20 protein-coding genes are annotated in these 17,605 nt (G+C 68.1%); 10 read left to right on the top strand and 10 right to left on the bottom strand.

The window, feature by feature from the left end:
* On the top strand, nt 1–1,122 hold the full coding sequence (locus DIZ26_RS05750; protein WP_112238426.1) for a DUF6042 family protein: 1,122 nt from the start codon (nt 1–3) through the stop codon (nt 1,120–1,122).
* 34 nt (nt 1,123–1,156) lie between these two features.
* The gene (locus DIZ26_RS05755) at nt 1,157–1,624 is read left to right on the top strand and encodes a GNAT family N-acetyltransferase (protein WP_112238427.1); all 468 of its coding nucleotides are present in this window, start codon (nt 1,157–1,159) and stop codon (nt 1,622–1,624) included.
* Here the strand turns inward: DIZ26_RS05755 and DIZ26_RS05760 are convergent.
* On the bottom strand, nt 1,617–2,189 hold the full coding sequence (locus DIZ26_RS05760) for a GNAT family N-acetyltransferase (RefSeq protein WP_112238429.1): 573 nt from the start codon (nt 2,187–2,189) through the stop codon (nt 1,617–1,619). The two genes, DIZ26_RS05755 and DIZ26_RS05760, sit on opposite strands and share 8 nt — an antisense overlap.
* Nucleotides 2,186–3,055 carry a helix-turn-helix transcriptional regulator gene (locus DIZ26_RS05765; protein ID WP_112238431.1) on the bottom strand — a complete coding sequence of 290 codons (870 nt, stop codon included), beginning with the start codon at nt 3,053–3,055 and terminating at the stop codon, nt 2,186–2,188. Before DIZ26_RS05765 ends, DIZ26_RS05760 begins: the two co-directional genes overlap by 4 nt.
* 123 nt (nt 3,056–3,178) lie before the next feature.
* On the opposite strand from DIZ26_RS05765, the gene DIZ26_RS05770 reads away from it, so the two are divergent.
* Nucleotides 3,179–4,084, top strand: coding sequence for an alpha/beta hydrolase (locus DIZ26_RS05770; protein WP_112238433.1), 906 nt, complete (start codon nt 3,179–3,181; stop codon nt 4,082–4,084).
* On the opposite strand, the gene DIZ26_RS05775 is transcribed toward DIZ26_RS05770, so the two are convergent.
* The gene (locus tag DIZ26_RS05775) at nt 4,053–5,000 is read right to left on the bottom strand and encodes a helix-turn-helix domain-containing protein (RefSeq protein WP_112238435.1); all 948 of its coding nucleotides are present in this window, start codon (nt 4,998–5,000) and stop codon (nt 4,053–4,055) included. The genes DIZ26_RS05770 and DIZ26_RS05775 overlap by 32 nt on opposite strands.
* 62 nt (nt 5,001–5,062) lie before the next feature.
* Here DIZ26_RS05775 and DIZ26_RS05780 point away from each other — a divergent pair, with 62 nt between their 5' ends.
* Entirely contained in the window at nt 5,063–5,383 is a 321-nt protein-coding gene (locus DIZ26_RS05780; protein ID WP_198675913.1) for a cupin domain-containing protein, read from the top strand.
* Here DIZ26_RS05780 and DIZ26_RS05785 read toward each other — a convergent pair.
* The 4 genes from DIZ26_RS05785 to DIZ26_RS05800 form a co-directional block, all read right to left on the bottom strand.
* Nucleotides 5,380–6,501 carry a MalY/PatB family protein gene (locus tag DIZ26_RS05785; protein ID WP_112238439.1) on the bottom strand — a complete coding sequence of 374 codons (1,122 nt, stop codon included), beginning with the start codon at nt 6,499–6,501 and terminating at the stop codon, nt 5,380–5,382. The two genes, DIZ26_RS05780 and DIZ26_RS05785, sit on opposite strands and share 4 nt — an antisense overlap.
* Before the next feature lie 52 nt (nt 6,502–6,553).
* A complete protein-coding gene (locus DIZ26_RS05790) occupies nt 6,554–7,342 on the bottom strand; it encodes a GAF and ANTAR domain-containing protein (RefSeq protein ID WP_112238441.1) in 789 nt (262 codons plus the stop codon).
* A gap of 107 nt (nt 7,343–7,449) precedes the next feature.
* Nucleotides 7,450–7,803, bottom strand: a complete 354-nt coding sequence (locus DIZ26_RS05795) for a hypothetical protein (protein ID WP_112238626.1) — start codon at nt 7,801–7,803, stop codon at nt 7,450–7,452.
* Nucleotides 7,804–7,866: 63 nt separating this feature from the next.
* The gene (locus DIZ26_RS05800) at nt 7,867–8,820 is read right to left on the bottom strand and encodes a helix-turn-helix transcriptional regulator (protein WP_112238443.1); all 954 of its coding nucleotides are present in this window, start codon (nt 8,818–8,820) and stop codon (nt 7,867–7,869) included.
* Between the two features lie 91 nt (nt 8,821–8,911).
* On the opposite strand from DIZ26_RS05800, the gene DIZ26_RS05805 reads away from it, so the two are divergent.
* Entirely contained in the window at nt 8,912–9,373 is a 462-nt protein-coding gene (locus DIZ26_RS05805) for a VOC family protein (protein WP_112238445.1), read from the top strand.
* Between the two features lie 174 nt (nt 9,374–9,547).
* Nucleotides 9,548–10,318 carry a VOC family protein gene (locus DIZ26_RS05810; protein WP_112238447.1) on the top strand — a complete coding sequence of 257 codons (771 nt, stop codon included), beginning with the start codon at nt 9,548–9,550 and terminating at the stop codon, nt 10,316–10,318.
* Between the two features lie 16 nt (nt 10,319–10,334).
* Here the strand turns inward: DIZ26_RS05810 and DIZ26_RS05815 are convergent, their stop codons facing one another.
* Complete coding sequence (locus tag DIZ26_RS05815; RefSeq protein ID WP_232828158.1) at nt 10,335–11,168, bottom strand: AraC family transcriptional regulator; 834 nt, start codon at nt 11,166–11,168, stop codon at nt 10,335–10,337.
* A 54-nt stretch (nt 11,169–11,222) separates the two neighbouring features.
* Between DIZ26_RS05815 and DIZ26_RS05820 the strand changes: the two genes are divergently transcribed.
* From DIZ26_RS05820 to DIZ26_RS05840, 4 genes are all read left to right on the top strand, one after another.
* Nucleotides 11,223–12,206, top strand: coding sequence for a zinc-binding dehydrogenase (locus DIZ26_RS05820; RefSeq protein ID WP_112238451.1), 984 nt, complete (start codon nt 11,223–11,225; stop codon nt 12,204–12,206).
* 130 nt (nt 12,207–12,336) lie between these two features.
* Nucleotides 12,337–14,850 (top strand): X2-like carbohydrate binding domain-containing protein, encoded by a 2,514-nt coding sequence (locus DIZ26_RS05830; protein WP_232828159.1) that lies wholly within the window; start codon nt 12,337–12,339, stop codon nt 14,848–14,850.
* Nucleotides 14,851–14,953: 103 nt separating this feature from the next.
* Entirely contained in the window at nt 14,954–15,697 is a 744-nt protein-coding gene (locus DIZ26_RS05835) for an SDR family NAD(P)-dependent oxidoreductase (protein ID WP_112238456.1), read from the top strand.
* Nucleotides 15,698–15,788: 91 nt separating this feature from the next.
* The gene (locus DIZ26_RS05840) at nt 15,789–16,829 is read left to right on the top strand and encodes a ferritin-like domain-containing protein (protein ID WP_112238459.1); all 1,041 of its coding nucleotides are present in this window, start codon (nt 15,789–15,791) and stop codon (nt 16,827–16,829) included.
* Here DIZ26_RS05840 and DIZ26_RS05845 read toward each other — a convergent pair.
* Together DIZ26_RS05845 and DIZ26_RS05850 are read right to left on the bottom strand one after the other, a co-directional pair.
* Entirely contained in the window at nt 16,826–17,263 is a 438-nt protein-coding gene (locus DIZ26_RS05845; protein WP_112238460.1) for a hypothetical protein, read from the bottom strand. The genes DIZ26_RS05840 and DIZ26_RS05845 overlap by 4 nt on opposite strands.
* On the bottom strand, nt 17,260–17,520 hold the full coding sequence (locus DIZ26_RS05850) for a hypothetical protein (protein ID WP_232828160.1): 261 nt from the start codon (nt 17,518–17,520) through the stop codon (nt 17,260–17,262). Before DIZ26_RS05850 ends, DIZ26_RS05845 begins: the two co-directional genes overlap by 4 nt.
* Nucleotides 17,521–17,605: the final 85 nt, after the last annotated feature.

The raw sequence follows: 17,605 nt of genomic DNA on the forward strand, positions 1-17,605 counted from the left end.
ATGACGATCGTGAGGCAGTTCGAGAACGATCACTACACACCGGAGGACGGCGTTCTCGTCGTACGCGATGCAGGCGGCGGGTTCGGTGCGGACGAGCGGTCCGCGATCGACGCGCACCCGTGCGGCACGATCGTGCGAACGGGGCAGGGTTGGCTCTACGCGAGCGGAGGAGACGGGCCGTGCGTGGTACGCCTACGGCTGCAAGCCGACCGGCCCGCTGACGACGACGACTGGGCAGAGCTGGTCGAAGTACCGTACGGCAGCCTGTCCGGTGCCGTCGAACTGTCGTTGCTGACAACTTCCAGCGGCCTGGAGCAGCTACGTCTCGGCGAGCCGGGGTTGTACCGCCTGCGGGTGGCTCATCGCCCGCTGCCGCGAACTGTCGGACCGATGCCGGACATGGACGACGAGGAAGCCGAAGAGCACCAGGAGCCGACCGAACTCTGGCAGTTGGACTTCTGGCAGGTCCGCGAACCGGCTGAGCCGCCGCAGTGGATCCGGCGACGCAGACCAGCGGTCCGGCCGCTCGACCCGGGCTGGAGGTCGCTGCTCGACTTCCAGGTGCTCGAGATTCCGAACGTGGTGCTGTGGGCCGGTGGCGAGAACGGTTTGACGATGGACGAGCTGCGCCAGTGGGCGATCGACCACTACCGAGGTGACCAGTGGCTCGATCAGCCGTTGTCGACCTACACCACCCCGGGCCATCCGAGCCTGGCCGAAATCGCCGCCCAGGTAGGTGTTCCGGAGCCCACCATCAGGCGCGACGTACTACCGCTGGCTGTTGCGCTCGGGCTGCTGAGGTTCGAAGGCACTCGGTACGTCGGCGTCGAGCGACCGCGGCCGGCGCAGGAGGTCCTCCGACTTCCCGCCAAGTTGGTGGAGGTGCTCGAGGCGACTCAGCTGGCGCAGCAGTACACCGGGTACGCCGCGGATCTCATCTCTGTCGTCTTGTGGTCCCGGCCCGAGCAGAGCGTCGCCGAGTTGGCCAGTCGCACGCTGGCCTCCGAAGACCACGTACGACGTGCGCTCCGGTACGCCGAGCGTGTCGGCCAGGCGCGCGTTGAGTGGGTGTCGGACGACGAAGTCATCCTGGTGCCACTCAAGCGGGACTCGCGCTACTAGCATGCCGTTTCCCCGCGTGATGAGGAGGAAGTGAATGGTGCGTGGAGGCGAGTGTGAAGAGCGGTTGCTGGGGGATCGGGAGCTGGGTGAGTTGCTGGAGGGGGCGTTTGCGGAGTTGGTGGGGCGGTATGGGGGTGAGGGGCGGTCGCGGGTGAAGGAGGGGGCTCGGTTTCTCGTGGTGTTGGGGGAGGGTGGGGTGGCAGTGGGGTGTGGGGCGGTGCAGGTCTTCGGGGATGAGAGTGAGCATGCCGGGGATGGTGAGCTCAAGCGGATGTATGTGGTGCCGGCGGCGCGGGGGCGTGGGTATGCGCGGGCGCTGTTGGCCGGGTTGGAGGACCTGGCGCGGGGGAGTGGGCATCCGGTACTGCGGTTGGCGACCGGGGAACTGCAGCCCGAGGCGATCGCGTTGTACGAGTCGAGTGGTTATGTGCGTACTGCGTCCTGGGGTAAGTACGTCGATCAGCCCCTGACCCGGTGCTACGCGAAGGCGCTCGTCAGTTGAGGGCGAGGCGCATGAGGATCCGGGGGTGGCCTGCCAGGGTGGAAGTGGTGTCGGCGGCCTTGGTGAAGCCCGCCTGTTCGAAGTTCTTGCGGAGGCCGGCGTAGGCCATCGTGAGGTCGACCTTGGCGTCGCCGTTGTCGAGAGGGTAGGCCTCGATCGCCGGTGCCTGGTGGGCGCGGGCGAACTCGACCGCACCGGTGATGAGGTGGTGCGAGATGCCCTGGCCGCGGTGGCCGGGTCGGACGCGGATGCACCACAACGACCACACCGGTAGGTCGTCGACGTAGGGGATCCTGCGATTGCGGGCGTAGGTGGTATCGGCGCGAGGCGCGACACCGGCCCAGCCAACCGGGGTCTCGCCGTCGTAGGCGAGCACTCCCGGCGCGAGCTTCGCCCGGCACAGTTCGGCGACGAACTCACCCCTAGCCGGTCCGTGCAGCGAGTTGTTCAGCTTGGACGGGATCCGATGGCTTAGACACCAGCACACCGTCGCGGTCGGAGACTTCGGCCCGATCACCGCCCGCACGTCTTCGAAGACCGAAGCCGGCCGAATCTCGATGCTCATACCGAGGGATCGTACGACGTACCAGCGTCAGCCGGCGCCCTCGAAACCGACCACTGCAGCAGGAAACGAAGACCTTCGGACGACTGGGAATCGGCCGCTGCCGTGTAGGCGATCAGGAACTGCTCCGGATGGGTGTCGACCGTGAACTGCTGGACCTCGAGAGTCAGCTCCCCGACGACCGGATGGACATAGGTCTTGGTCAGCTGGTGCGGTCCGCGGACCTGGTGGGTCGCCCACCAGTTGCGGAAGTCGGCATCCCCGGCCTGCAGCTCGTCGATCAGCGCGTGCAACGCGGTGTCATCGGGTTTGCGGCCCGCCTCCATTCGCAGTACCGCGACGCACTCGCGCGCGGCGCGCGGCCAATCGGCGTACAGAGCCCTGAAGTCCTTGTCGAGGAAGGTGAGCCAGATCAGGTTGCGTCGTGGCGGCGCGACCTGCTCGAAATCGATCAGCAGTGCCGCGGCCCCGCCGTTCCAGGCAAGAACGTCCATCGTGCGACTCAGCACCATGGCCGGTACGTCGTGCATGGTGTCCAGCAGCTGCCGCAACTGCGGCGACACCGCGGCCCGCGCCGGCTGGCGTGCGGCAGCACCTGGTACGACGTCCGCCGCGGCGAACAGGTAGTCGCGCTCGTCGGCCTCCAACCCCAGCGCGTCGGCGAGGGCATCCAGAACCGGGCGGGAGACCCGTCGGCTCCGGCCCTGCTCCAGCCGCACGACGTAGTCGACACTCACGTGCGCGAGCTGGGCCAGTTCCTCGCGGCGCAGTCCGGGAACGCGGCGCAGCCGGCCGTCGTCCGGTATACCCACCTGCTGAGGATCGACCGCGGCGCGACGCGCCCGAAGGAAGTCGCCGAGCTGATTCATGACACCAGTGTCCCCATGATCCGCGAGAAATGCCTGGTACTGGCTTGCCTAGGCAGAACCCTCCCTGGAACGCACCCGCGACGACGGCGACCGTGGAGTGGCCACCGAGTTCAAGGAGCCGCAATGAGAATTGATGTCACATTCCCGAGCAACGGCCTGCAAATCGCCGGCCACCTCTATGTCCCCGACCAGCACACGGGTGTACCTGGGCCCGCGGTCGTGGTCGGGCATCCGGGCACCGGCGTGAAGGAGCAAGCAGCGGGCCTGTACGCCGCCAGGCTGGCCGCCGAGGGTCTCGTCACCCTCGCCTTCGACGCCGCGTACCAGGGCGAGAGCGAAGGGGAGCCGCGGGGACTGGAGGATCCGGCGCAGCGGGTCGAGGACCTCAAGGCGGCGGTGTCGTTCTTGACCACGCGCGATCAGGTTGACCCGGAGCGGATCGGCGTACTGGGCATCTGCGCCTCCGGCGGCTACGGTCTCGCGGCCGCCGGTACCGACCATCGGATCAAGGCGCTCGCGACGGTGAGCGGTGTCGACATCGCCCGGCAGTTCCGGTTCGGTGCCGATGGCAACCAAGATCCGGCGGTGCTGCAGAGCATGCTCGACGCGGCAGCACAAGCCCGTACCGCGGAAGCGCAGGGCAAGGAGCCGCAGACCTTCGACCTCTTCCCGGCGACCGAGCAGGATGCGCGCCGGGGCGGACCGCATGTCTTCGAGGGCTGGGAGTACTACAGCAGCCCGCGGGGCATGCATCCGCGATCGGCGAAGGCGATGCCGTGGAGCAGCGTCGACCGGATCGCCACCTTCGATGCCTTCCGTGCGGCCGATCTGATCACACCGAGGCCGTTGTTGATGATCGTCGGCCGCGAAGCCGTCACCGCGTGGATGGCCGTCGAGGCGTTCCAGCGAGCACACGGTCCGAAGGAGCTGTTCTGGATCGAGGGTGCGAGCCACGTCGACCTGTACGACAAGGACGAGTACGTCACGCCGGCGGTAGCTAAGCTGGCTGAGTTCTACGCTGCGCTCTGAAGGCGCGGCGGTAGGCGCTCGGCGTGGTTCGTACGGCGGACTGGAAGCGGCGGCGGAGGTTGGTGGCCGAGGACAGGCCGACCCGGGTGGCGATGGTCTCGATCGGCAGGTCGGTTTCCTCAAGCAGGACACGGGTTCTGGCGATGCGCTGGGCGAGCAGCCATTGGCCCGGAGCCGTCCCGAGCTGCTCGGCGAAGCGGCGAGCGAGGGTTCGTGGCGAGACATTGATCCGGGCGGCGAGATCGTCCACCGTGATCGGTTCGGCAAGGTGATCGGTCGCCCAGTCGAGGAGTTCGCCGAGAGATTCGTTCGGTACTACGGCGGCTTCGGCGCGGTACTGGACTTGGCCGCCTTCGCGGTGTGGCGGCATCACCATCCGGCGCGCGATCCGGGCGGCGTACGCGGCGCCGTGGTCGGCACGGATCAGCTGCAGGCAAAGGTCGATCCCGGTGCCGGAGCCGCCGCTGGTCGCGATGTCGCCGTGGTCGATGTAGAGCACATCCGGGTCCACCTGCACGGCCGGGAAGCGGCGCTGCAGCTCGTCGGCGTACCGCCAGTGGGTGGTGATCCGGCGCCCGTCGAGCAGCCCGGTCGCAGCCAGTGCGGCCGCACCCGAACAGATGCTGACGAGGCGGGCGCCCCGCCGATGCGCCCGGCGCAGAGCACGCAGTACGGCGGGGGAGGGCTCGCGATCGAGCGGCAACCAGCCCGGTACGACGATGGTGTCCGCGCGCTCCAGTCTTCGCAGGCCTGTCGGCACCACCATGTCGAAACCTTCAAGGGTCGCAACGGCGCCAGGCTGTTCGGTGCACACGCTGAACGAATAGCGCTCGTCACGGAAGACGGCGGCGACACAGCCCAGCTCGAAGCTGGACTGGGGCGCCGTCACCAGGGCCACTACTCGATGCACGACCATGGCAGAAAAGTACCGGATCGGGACTATTCAGACACTGGGAAGCGACACGGCAGCGTTCCAGGATGGACGACATGCAGAACTTCGAATGGGCGGTGGCCGACGACGTACCGAGCCGTGAGGTGTTCCCCGGTATCAAACTGCGGACCCTCTGGAAGGGCGAGGTCGCGTCGGCGCACCTGCTGCAAATGGAACCCGGCTCCTGCTGGGAGGGCATCGACGTCCACGAGCCGGGACCGGAGGAGGTGTTCGTCGTCGAAGGCGTCTTCAACGACGGGATCCGCGACTACCCCACTGGTTCGTTCATCCACGCCCCGGCCGGCTCGTCCCATGTCCCACAGTCGGCCGAGGGCTGCACGTTGTTTCTCTTCTACCCTGAGGGTTAGCCGAGACCCGTGGCGATCCGGTTGAGCATCTCGGTGACGAGCTCCTCGCTGGTGCCGAAGTTCAGCCGGGCGAAGGTGGTCGCCGCCGGGTCGTAGCTGGTGCCCGGGCTGAGCGCGACGCCGGCCTTCGAGAGCAGGAAGCGAGCCGGGTCCTCGTCGAGCGCACCGGCGAAGTCGAGCCAACCGACGTACGTGGCTTGCGGGGGAGTCCACGAGACTCCGGCCGGAAGCCCCGTGTCGATGACGGTGCGGTTCCGGTCGAGTTGGCGCAGGACGTCGTCGAGCCAGTCGTCGCACTGCGAGAACGCGACCTCGGCCGCGAGCACGCCGAGCAGGCCGGCCTGTTCGGAGGCGATCGACGATCGGCGTACGACGTCCTGTGCGCGATCCGAGGCGGTGACCATCATCGCGGCCTTCAGCCCGGCCAGGTTGAAGGCCTTGGACGCCGAGGTCAGCGAGATCCCGCAGGACCGGGCAGCGTCCGACACCTCCAGCCAGGGCACATGCTTGGCGCCGCCCGGAAGGACCAGCGGCGCGTGGATCTCGTCGGCAAACACCCAGGCGCCGTACTGCGCGCAGAGGTCGGCGATCTGCTCCAGTTCCTCGCGCGGCAGCACCCGGCCGGTCGGATTGTGCGGGTTGGCAAGGATCAACACATCGAGGCCGTCCCGCAGCTGCGCGACGAGCCTGTCGAGATCGAAGGACCCGTCCGCGGCCAACGGGATCGGCACCAGCGAGAAACCGGCCGGCGGCAACTGCAGCAGGAACGGGGGATAGGCGGCGGATGCGAAGCCGACCGAGCCGCCCGGCGCGACGATCCGGCACAGCTCGATGAGGCCGAGCATCACGTCGGGCACGAGGGCGAGCTGATCCGGATCGACCTGCCAGTCCAGCCGTCGCCGCGCGAACCCGGCGAACGCCTCACCCAGCGAAGCCGGTACTCCGGCCGTGTAGCCGAGGTCGCTGCGCGAAACCGCGTCGTGCAGGACCGCGGCGATCGGCTCCGCCAGCTCGAAGTCCATCTCCGCCACGGTCGCGGCGATCACCCCGTCGCCGTAGCCGAACCACTTCTCGCTCCGTCGCTGCTGCAATTCGTCCAGTGCCGGAACCTTGGGCATGGTCCTCCTTCGATCGGCTGAGTGCTTCTCCCCGTACCCAGCCCGGCCGGTTTCAGGCCGGCGGCCGCGGCTCGGTGTTCCCCGCGTGCGTGCCGTCCGCCGGGAGTTTGCGGGTGTCGATCAGCTGCTGGGCGACGTCGCGCAACTTCGTGTTGGTGTCCTGCGAGTAGCGCTTGAGGATCGCGAACGCGCGGTCGCCGTCGACGTCGAAGCGCTCCATCAGGATGCCCATCGCCTGGCCGACGAGTTTGCGGGCGTCCACCGCCTGCGCCATCGAGACCTCGTGCCGCGCGGTGGCGACAGCGACCGAGGCGTGCCGGGCGAGGATGTGGGCGATCGCCTCGTCGTCGGCACCGAACGCGTCCGGCTCGGGACTGTAGAGCCCGAGTACGCCGACGGTCTGCGGCCGCGTGCCGCCCGTCAGCAGCGGTACGTCGAGGACGCTGCGTACTCCGAGCGCCGCGACCTTGGCCGCCCATTCCGGCCAGCGCTGCTCGGTACTCGTGTCAGGGATCAGCACGGTCGTCCGCTCCCGCAGCGAGGTCACCAGTGGCCCGTTGTCACTGGAGATCTGCATCTCGTACGCCTCGGCGACGACCGGATCGGTGACAGCGGCAACCTCTGGGCGACGGCCACGGACGTTCAGCACGATGCCGGCGTACGAGCAGTTCAGCGCCTGCAGCGCGAACTGGGCAACCGCTTCGACAGTCTCCACCAGGCCGTCGGCGTCGTGCAGCTCGATCGCCAGCCGTGCGAACGTGTCGGCGACCTGCTGGCCGTCGGCCTGATCGGCTGCATCGAGGGGTGCCTGCTCGGCAGCCACCCGGGGGGACTGAGTCATGGGCACATCATGCCAAGCCCACGCCGAAGGCGGGCGCGGACACGGACGCCGGCTCAGTCCACGGATGATCTGCTACGCGGAGTAGCAGAACAGCTACGCGGGGGGCCTCAGGCGTGGTCGCCGTCGAGGAGTTCGTGGAGTTCGGCGACCGCCTTGGTGATGTCCTCGTAGTCGTTCTGGGCGGCGCGCGACTCGGCGCTGATCACGCCGCAGCGGTGCACGCGACGGAAGTCGCCGTACGGGAACTTGTAGCGCCCCTTGGTCTCCTCGCTTGCCTCGGTGTCGACCCCGAGGTACCACTTGCCGTACTCGCTCCAGCCGTGCTTGTCGACGTACGCGTTCTCGTCGTCGGCGCTCGGCGCGTGCTCGCTCCAGTCGTCGCGCTCGTCCATCACCGTCTGGTTCTTGCGGGCCAGGCTCTTGGCGTGGTCGAAGGCGGCCTTGTTGAGTTTCACCGTCATCGTGGTCAGCTCCTCCACTGTCGGACGCGTCCCAAGTGCCCAGCCGGAGGGTCCGAAAACACCTCAGGTACTTCGTGCCGCTGCCTGCAGTCGCTCCGCCAGGACGCGACAGCGGTCCGTCAGCTCGGGCGGATCGAGTACTTCGAAGGGGTGCCCCAGCAGGACCATGTGCATCAGCACGAAGTCGAGACTGCCCCCGCCACTCAGTACTTCGCAGCGCTCGCCGTCACGCGGTCGCACAACGGCGGCGGCCGCCGGGAGCTGCGCGCGGACGGTCTCAGCCGACGCGTGCACGAGGAAGCGGGCCTGGTGTGGGTAGACCCGGCTCGACACGGCTTCCTGCACGTACGACGCGGCGTCCGGCGCCGGGCGCGGCCGGAATCGCCAGGTCCGCGCGGCCACCTCGGTCATCCGGTCGACGCGGAAGTTCCGCCAGTCGTCGCGGTCGAGGTCGTAGGCGAACAGGTACCAGCGCCGGTCGGAGGAGACCAGGCGATAGGGCTCGACCCGGCGTCGGCGTACCTCGTTCCCGGACGGGTAGTCGAAGCCGGCCTCGACCTGGTCGCGACACGCCCTGGCCAGCGTCATGATCACCTCGGCGTCGACCGGCGCGCGGCCCCCGCCGAAGGACTCCACCGAGCCGGCGAGAGCACGCACCTCGTGCTGCAACCGGGTCGGCAGCACCCGGTCGAGCTTGGTCAACGCCCGTACGGCGGCGTCACTCGCGCTCGCCACGCCGCCACCCGCACCGGCGAGCAGCGAGACAGCCGTGGCGATCGCCTCCTCGTCGTCGAGGAGCAGCGGCGGCAGGTCCTGCCCGGGACCCAGTTGGTAGCCGACGCCCTGGCTGGCGTGCACCTGGTAGCCGAGAGTGCGGAGTCGCTCGACATCACGTCGTACGGTGCGTGGCGTGACCCCGAGGCGTGCGGCCAGCTCGGGCCCCGTCCAGACCTGGCGCTGCTGGAGCAGCCCGAGCAGGGTCAGTACGCGCTCCGTCGTACCGAGCTCGTCTTCCATGAGGTCCAGCCTGCCAGAACTAGCGGACCGATTCTGTCCGCTTGAGGTGTCAGGGTGAAGCTATGAAGACAGCTACGAGCGGAGCGAACCGATGAGCCGTGAAATCCAGGTCACCTTCGATGCCCACGACCCGGCCGCGTTGTCGATCTTCTGGCGGGACGTGCTGGGCTATGTCCACCCGGGGCCGCCCGGGGTCGACCTGCCCGAGGGCGCCGATCCGCTGGCGGCCTGGGACGAATTCCTCGAGCGGGCCGGCGTGCCGGAGAGCGAGCGCAACACCGCCTCGGCGTTGGAGGATCCCGACAAGCGAGGTCCTCGTTTCTTCTTCCAGCAGGTGCCGGAGGACAAGGTCGCCAAGAACCGGGTGCACCTCGATGTCCGGGCCGCGCCGGGACTCGAAGGCGACGAGCGGATGGCGACGCTGGAAGCCGAATGCGCCCGGCTGGTCGCGCTGGGAGCGACGCGGGTCCGGCGCAGCGAGCCGGCGCCGCCGATGAGCCTCGGCTTCATCGTGATGACCGACCCGGAAGGCAACGAGTTCTGCCTGGACTGACAGCTGCGGGATGGCCGGGGTGGCGAGCGGCTCTTCCGGAGGTGAGCTGCTCGACCCCGGCCACCGCGCTCGCTGTACCCCGTCGGCATTCGGGGCAAACCTGGACTCCGGATGACCGGCCGGTGGACGAATTTCCGACGGCGATCGTCCGGAACGAGGGCTATCGTCGCGGTCATGGACATGCTGACGACTGAGCAGATCGAGGCGGCCGACCTCAAGGACTGGCGGAAACTCGGGCAGGGGTTCCATGCGCGGTACGTAGTGGACGGGTTCGGCGAGGGAGTGCGGTTCGTCGCCGCCGTCGGGCAGGCCGGCGACGCGCTCGGGCATCATCCGCGGGTGACGATGGGGGACGGGTTCGTCGACCTCAAGCTGATCAGCGAGGACGCGGTCTACCGCGACGGCGAAGGCAGTGAGCACGTCGTCGAATGGGTGACCGGCAAGGACGTCGAGCTCGCGCGACGGATCACCGAAATCGCTGCTGAGCAAGGGATTGTGGCGACGCCGAGCGCGGTCACCGTGGTGGAGCTGGCGATCGACACCGCGCAGGCCGCGGCGATCGCGCCGGTGTGGGCGGCGCTGCTGACCGGAAGCACCGAGGCGCAAGGGCGCGGCACGATCGGCACCGACATCCGCGATGCGACCGGCAGGGTACCGATCCTGTGGTTCCAGCAGACCGACGAGCACGAGACGCCCCGGCAGCGCTTCCACCTCGACATCTGGGTCCCGCCGGAGATCGCCGAGTCCCGCATCGCCGCGGCCGTCGCCGCCGGCGGCATCGTCGTCGACGACACCCAGGCGCCGTCCTTCACCGTCATCGCCGACCAGGACGGCAACAAAGCCTGCATCTGCACCTACCTGTCCGCCGGCGAACCCGCCGCCCCCGCCGAAATCTCGGACATCCCCGCCGACACCTCGGACACCCCCTGGTCCGTCGACCGCTAGCCTGCCCAGGGCGATCTCACCGAGGACCCGGTTCGCTGCCGGCGTCTGCTTCGCGCGTTCCTCTGAGCTGGCCCTGGGCCCGGTAGCGGCCGGGGGTGGTGCCGAGGAGGGTGGTGAAGGCGGTGATGAAGCTGCTGGGGTTGGACCAGCCGCAGGCATGCGCGACGTACGTGGTGTCGTGGCCGTGGGCAAGGAGGATGAGGGCGTGGTAGATGCGGAGTTGGGTGCGCCACTCGTAGAAGGTCATCCCGAGTTCGTCGTGCAGGAGGCGGCTGAGCGTGCGGCCGCTGGCTCCGATCTTCTGGCCGAGTTCGGCCAGTGAGGTGTTGGTCGACGGGTCGTCGTACAGCAAGCGGGCGAGAGCTTGTAGACGATCGTCCTGCGGCTCCGGGAGTTGCAACGGTTGCTCTTGTGCTTCGGGCAGTTCGTCGACGAGAGCTCGGCTGAGGCGAGCGGTCGCGGCCCGGTCGTACGGCGGTTTGCCGGGGTCGTAGTTGCGCGGGCCGGTCAGTGCGAGCAGGAGTTCACGGGCGAGCGGGGACACCGTGAACACGGCCGGGCGATCCAGGATCCGCCGGGCCAGCGACGCCGGCAGGAAGAGGATTCGCATCTCCGTCTCGCCGTGCGCCCGGTGGTAGTGCGTGAACCCGGCCGGCGTCCAGCCGACCCGGCTGGCCGGAACGATCGACGTACCGCGCTCCGTGTGCACTGTCAGCACGCCGCTCGCCGCGTACACGAGATGGCCGCGACGATGTGAGTGCGCCGAGCTCGTGCCACCGGAGGTCCACAGGTGCATTCCGCCGGAAGCCCAGAGCTGGGACGAGCGGGGAGCTTGGCGGCCTACGAGCATAAGTTGGCAGTTTACCGGTGGCCGGTCAGACGGCGCGCTCGCGAGAGTGAAGACATGAGTACGACGATGCGAGCGGCGGTCTGTGTCAGAGCGGGCGGCCCGGAAGTCCTGGAGATCCGTGAACTGCCCGTGCCGAAGGTGCGGGACGGCTGGAGTCTGGTGCAGGTGAAGGGAGTGGGGCTGAACCGGTCGGAGTTGAGGACACGGCAGGGTCATTCGCCGAGCGTGACGTTTCCGCGGGTGCTGGGAATCGAGTGTGTGGGAGTCGTCGCGTCCTCGACCGACCCCGCGTTGCCGGAGGGGACGACGGTCGCGGCGGTGATGGGTGAGATGGGCCGTGCGTTCGACGGCGGCTATGCGCAGTACGCGTTGTTGCCCAACGCGCTGCTGATGCCGATCAGTACTTCGTTGCCGTGGGAGGTGCTGGCCGCGCTGCCGGAGACCTACCTGACTGCGTTCGGCGCGCTGGAGGCGCTGGGCATCGGGTCAGGTGGCCAGGGAAAGTTGCTGATCCGTGGTGGGACCTCGTCGGTGGGGATGGCGGCTGCGTCGATCGCGTCCGGCTACGGGATGGAGGTCGCAGCGACGACCCGGCGTCCCGACAAGGCCGACGCGCTGAGGGCGGCCGGTGTCGACCACGTGCTGATCGACGCCGACGGGTCGACGGCGACGGGCCTGCCCTGGCCCGAAGGTCCGGAGTATGTGCTGGAGTTGGTGGGCGCGAGCACCGTGGCGGACTCACTGCAGGTCGTACGCCGTGGCGGAACCGTCTGTGTCGCGGGCTCACTCAGCGGCTGGCTGATCCAGGACTTCGAACCGATCGCGATGATCCCGTCCGGCACCCGGCTGACCGCCTTCCACAGCGACACCCTCAAGGGCAGCGCGGGCGCTCCGGCGCTCCAGCGGATCGTCCGCGAGATCGAGGCAGGCACCTACCGCCCCAACATCGACCAGGTCTTCCACCTCGACGACATCGTCGCCGCCCACACCTACATGGAATCCAACCAAGCCACCGGAAAACTGGTCGTCCTGCCCTGACGTCGGTCGGCCGCGCCAGGGGTTAGTTAACTTCATCAAGAATCTCGGGTCCGGGATCTTGACATCGTCTCCGGCAGGCCACAAGGTTCCAATATCCTATTCGATATGTGGTTTGTGAGGTCACACCCTGATGACCAGGTTCCTTCGAAACAAGGCGGTGCGGGGCGTGCTCGCGGGGGTCGCCGTCGCCGCTGTGCTGCCGGTCGGGATCACCGCGTCCGCCGCGCGGGATCCCCGCGGTACGCCGGCCGCGCCGCGAACTGACGCCAGGACCACGACCAGTACTACGAACGCGAGCATCTCCACCCCTGCGAACGTCACCACGTCGAGCGCCTCGCTCGGGCCGGCGGGGGCTGTGGCGGCCAAGCCGTACATGGGGTGGAGCAGTTACAGCATGCAGGTGTACTCCAACGACGGTGGTGGCTGGATCAACGCGGCCCAGTTGATGGCCCAGTCGGACGCGATGCACCAGAAGCTTCAGCAGTACGGGTACAAGTACATCAACATCGACGCGGCCTGGAACGGTGGCACCGACGGGTACGGCCGGCCCGTCCCGAGCGCGAAGCTGTTCCCGAACGGCCTGCAGGCGGTGATCGACCACATCCACGCGAACGGCCAGAAGGTCGGGCTCTACAGCATCCCCGGCATCTCGAAGGCGATGCTCGACGCCAACCTTCCCGTTTACGGTCATCCCGAGTGCAAGACCGGCGACCTGGCCAAGCAGCCGTTGCAGCAGGGCGACTACTGGGGCTTCGGCTACCGCATCGACATGACGAAGCCGTGCGCGCAGGCGTACATCGATTCGATCGCCGACCTGTTCGCCTCCTGGGGCATCGACTTCCTCAAGTTCGACAGCGTGACGCCTGGCTCGGGGCACAACGACCTGTCGATGGACGCCCGCGACGAGGTCAAGGGCTGGTCGCAAGCCCTCGCGCGGCACCAGATCTGGCTCGAGCTGTCCTGGGCGCTCGACATCAACTACGCCGACTACTGGAAGTCCGTGGCCAACGGCTGGCGGGTCGAGTGGGACGTGGAGTGCTACTGCCCGGGTGAGGCACTGACCGCCTGGCCGAACATCGCGCGACTCTTCCCGAAGGCGGCCGACTGGTGGCGGCACGCGGGGCCGGGTGGCTGGAACGACTTCGACTCCCTCGACGTCGGCAACGGCACGATGGACGGTCTGACGAAGGACGAACGCCGTACGGCGGCAACGCTGTGGGCCGTCTCCGCCGCACCCTTCTACATCGGCAACGACATGACCAAGCTGGATTCGTACGGCGTGCAGCTGCTCACGAATCCCGAGGTGATCGGGGTCAACCAGGCCGGGCGGCCGGCGCAGCCGGTGTCGACCAAGACCAACAAGCAGGTCTGGTACTCGCTGAACGCGGACAGCTCGTACACCGTTGCCTTGTTCAACCTCGGGACCACCGAAGCGAACATGACGGCGAACTTCGCGGATCTCGGGCTGGACGGATCGGCGACCGTGCGCGACCTGTGGGCTCGCAAGGATCTGGGCAAGTTCACCTCCAGCTACACGGCGGCGGTCGTGCCTCCGCACGGTGTCCGGCTGTTCAAGGTCACGCCGCAGAAGCAGGCCGCGATCCGGGTCAACGACGACGACCTGCGGGTCGGGTACGACGGAACCTGGCAGCGCAACAACAACTACGAGGTGCCCGCGGTCTCGGAGCCGCTGACGGTCACGGTGACCGACTCGGGTACGGCGCCTGCGCCGACGCCGGCCGGCACGTCCGGCGTACGGACTGTTGCCTTGAACAACGATGACGCGGGCATCGTCTACACGGGTTCGTGGAGCCGGAGTACCGGGCGTGGGCTCGGGGACTATCAGGACGACGTGCAGTACACCGAGACCAACGGCGACGCCTTCTCGTACAGCTTCGTCGGTAACGGCGTCGACTACGTCACCGAGAAGGATCCGTCGCAGGGCGAGGTCGACATCTACGTCGACGGTGCGTTCAAGGCGACCGTGGACACCCATGCGGACTCGCGCTCGGCGCAGCAGGTGGTCTACAGCATCTCGGACCTGCCGAACGGGAGCCACACGATCCGTGCGGTGAAGAAGTCCGGCCAGTTCATGCTGCTCGACAAGCTGGTGGTCCGGCAGGAGAGTCTGCTGAACCCCGGTACGGCGGCGTTCGACAAGGGTGCCCAGACCGACGTGACGACGGAGATCGGGCGGGACCCGGGCGAACTCGTCTCGATCGCCAACGGTGACAAGGCCCTCGTGAAGGGGACCGACTACACCGTCGACGGCAAGGTGGTGACGATCAAGAAGGCGTACCTGGCGGCGCAGCCCGTCGGGAGTACGAAGCTGGACTTCAGCTTCCGGGGTGACTACCGCGACGACGTGCACGCCTCGACGGCGGCCGGCGCGGCGATCACCTTCACCTTCCGGGGCACCGGTGTCGACTGGATCACGGCACTTGCGCCGGATCAGGGCGAGGCCGACGTGTACCTGGACGGCAAGCTGGTCACCCGGGTCAACCTGCACAACGACGTACGGGTGACGACGCGGCAGGTGTTCAGCCGCACCGGCCTGACGGATGCTCAGCACACGCTGCGCATCGTGAAGGTCTCCGGGGAGGTCCTGCGCAACGACCTGATCCGCTACACGCTGGCGAAGTAGCCGGTCCGATCCCGGAGAATGCCCCCGCCTGCCCGCGGGGGCATTCTTCGCGTGCCGACCTGATGGAATGAGGCCGACCAGGACAGCGGCGGAGGGATACGGGATGAGTGAGTCGGTCTGCATCGTCACGGGCGGCGGCGGGGTTCGGATCGGCAACGGGATCTGCCGGGCGCTCGCGGCCAAAGGATGGACTGTCGTGGTCGCGGACCAGGACCTGCCGGCGGCCGAGGCGGTGGTCGAGGAGTTGCGCGGCGCGGGAGCTCACGCCGTACCGATGTTCCTGGACGCGACCGACGCCGACTCGGTGCGGGAAGTGGTTGCCGCGACGGTGCGGGAGTACGGGCGGATCGATGCCTTGGTCAACAGTGCCGGCGTCGGGTTGCGCAAGCTCGGTGCCGACGCGACGCCGGAGGACTTCGATCGCGTGCACGCGATCAACTACCGCGGGCCGTGGACCTGTATCCGCGAGGTCCTGCCGGTCATGCTGGCAGGAGGCAGCGGCAGCATCGTGAACATCGGTTCGGTGCACGCCGCCGGCGCCGCCGAGACGTTCACCCTGTACGCCGCGACGAAGGCCGCCCTCGCCGCGCTGACCCGGGGAATCGCGCGGGACTACGGCCTGCGCAACATCCGCTGCAACATCGTCCACCCGGGTGCGGTGGAGAGCCGGGGCAACGAACACCTGCTGGCCGATTTCGTCGCCACCAAGCAGATGCTCCCCACCGCGATCGAGTCCATCGACATCGGCAATGCCGTCGCCTTCCTGCTCTCCACTGAGGCGCGCGCCATCACCGGTATCGAACTCTTCGTCGACGCGGGCACCACCGCGATGCTCTTCGAGCAATGAAGCTGTCACAGCACGCGGGGGTGAACTGTCTTAGCTGGTGACCGGGTGGCGCTTGGCGTCACCGTTCTTCGATCACCGGAGTGAAACCCTTATGGATCAGCAAGAGCGGACCGCGGTGCTGGCGCCGATCAGGACGTTGGAGAGCCTGCGGGAGCATCTGCAATGGGCGATCGAGTTGGAGCACGCCACACTGCCGCCCTATCTGTACGCGTTGTACTCGCTCGACGAAGCGCGCAATCCCGACGCTGTTCAGGCGGTGGCCGGGGTCTTCGTCGAGGAGATGATCCACCTCGCGCTGGCGGCCAACCTGCTCAACGCCGTGGGCGGGAAACCGCGACTGGACAAGCCGGGAATATTGCCGCCTCATCCTCGGCGGCTGCCGCACGGCGATCGCGACCTGGAGTTGTCGCTGGTGCCGTTCGGGCCGGAAGCGCTCGAGATGTTCCTGCGCCTCGAACGCCCCGCGCCGCCCGGCGGCCCGGCCGAAACGGATCGGTACGAGACGATCGGGCAGTTCTACAGCGCCATTGAGGACGGGCTGCGGTACCTGTGCACCGAACTCGGCGCGGAGGCCGTCTTCTCCGGCGATCCGGCGCGCCAGGTGTCGGCGGGCCCGTTCCGGCACAGTGGCGGCCACGTGGCCGCGGTCAAGGATCTGGAGTCGGCCCTGACGGCACTGGAGGAGATCGTCGACGAGGGTGAGGGCACCGCCCGAGGTGAGGTCTGGGACGGCGACCAGGACATCTTCCATCCCGACCATGACGAGGTCGCGCACTACTACCGGTTCCAGGAACTGAAGGTCGGCCGGCGTTACCAGCGCGGTGACACGCCACAGTCCGGTCCGACCGGTGAGGCCGTGCGGGTGGACTTCGAAGGCGTCCGCCCACTGCGCCACAATCCCCGGTTGGCCGATCACGCGGTGGGCACTCCGATCCGGGTCGCCCAGGAGGATTTCAACGAGACGTACCGCGCGCTGCTCCGGCAACTGGAGGAGGCCTTCAACGGCCGCCCGGAGCTACTCGGAGCCGCTACCCGCGCGATGTACGGCCTGAAAGCAAAGGCCGTCGCCCTGATGGAGCTCCCGGACGGCGACGGCCTCTTCGCCGGACCCACCTTCGAACAACAGCCTTAGTGCCAAGGATCACCTGGCGCGCGGACGAAGCGGGTCCACGTGTACCGCCACGGGATGACCGCCACGACGACCACCACGAAGAGGCAGTTGATCAAGACCGCGTGGGCCTCGGGGTTCAGGTCGCCGGCGACGAGGTGGGGGATCGCCACCGTGGCGACCCAGATGACCTTCCAGATCACCTCGAAGAGCAGGATCGGCAGCAGCTTCACGGGGTATCTGAGGCCGAGGAAGACCAGCAGCGAAAGGCCGGTCAGCAGGCAGGTGACGACTCCGGCCGGCACCGGAAGCGACCGAACGTCGTGGATCAGCAGCGGCCACTTGACGATCGCGAGCCCAACTCCCATGAACGCGTAGCCGACCCGCAGGACGTTCGAGCGGCGGACGGTCAGTGCCGGTTCCGTGCTGTCCGCGTCGACGACAGGTGCGATGGTCACGATGCACTCCTGGAGGTGGTGCGGATGAGGAGGTACCGGCGGGCTCGGTGGAGTTGGGGCATCAGGCCGTAGATGACGATCGGGACGGCGATCGTGGCGAGGACGAACGTGCGGACGACCGGAGTGAGGGTCCGCAGCCAGTCGCCGAGGGCGAGGTTGAGCACGGTCAGGGTCGGGAAGACGGCGAGCCAGATCATCAGCGCGAGCTGATGTTTGCTCGGTGGGCCGGGGACGGTGGTCGGGTCGGGCGTGGTCACGGGGACTCCTTGGGAACGGGCGGTACGTCGTACCGGCTGGTGTTTCCAGGCTGGAGCCAAGGCCGGTGTTCGGCTACGAAGGTTG

It is taken from the genome of Kribbella monticola, from assembly GCF_003261635.1.
GTDB classification, from domain to species: Bacteria; Actinomycetota; Actinomycetes; order Propionibacteriales; family Kribbellaceae; genus Kribbella; species Kribbella monticola.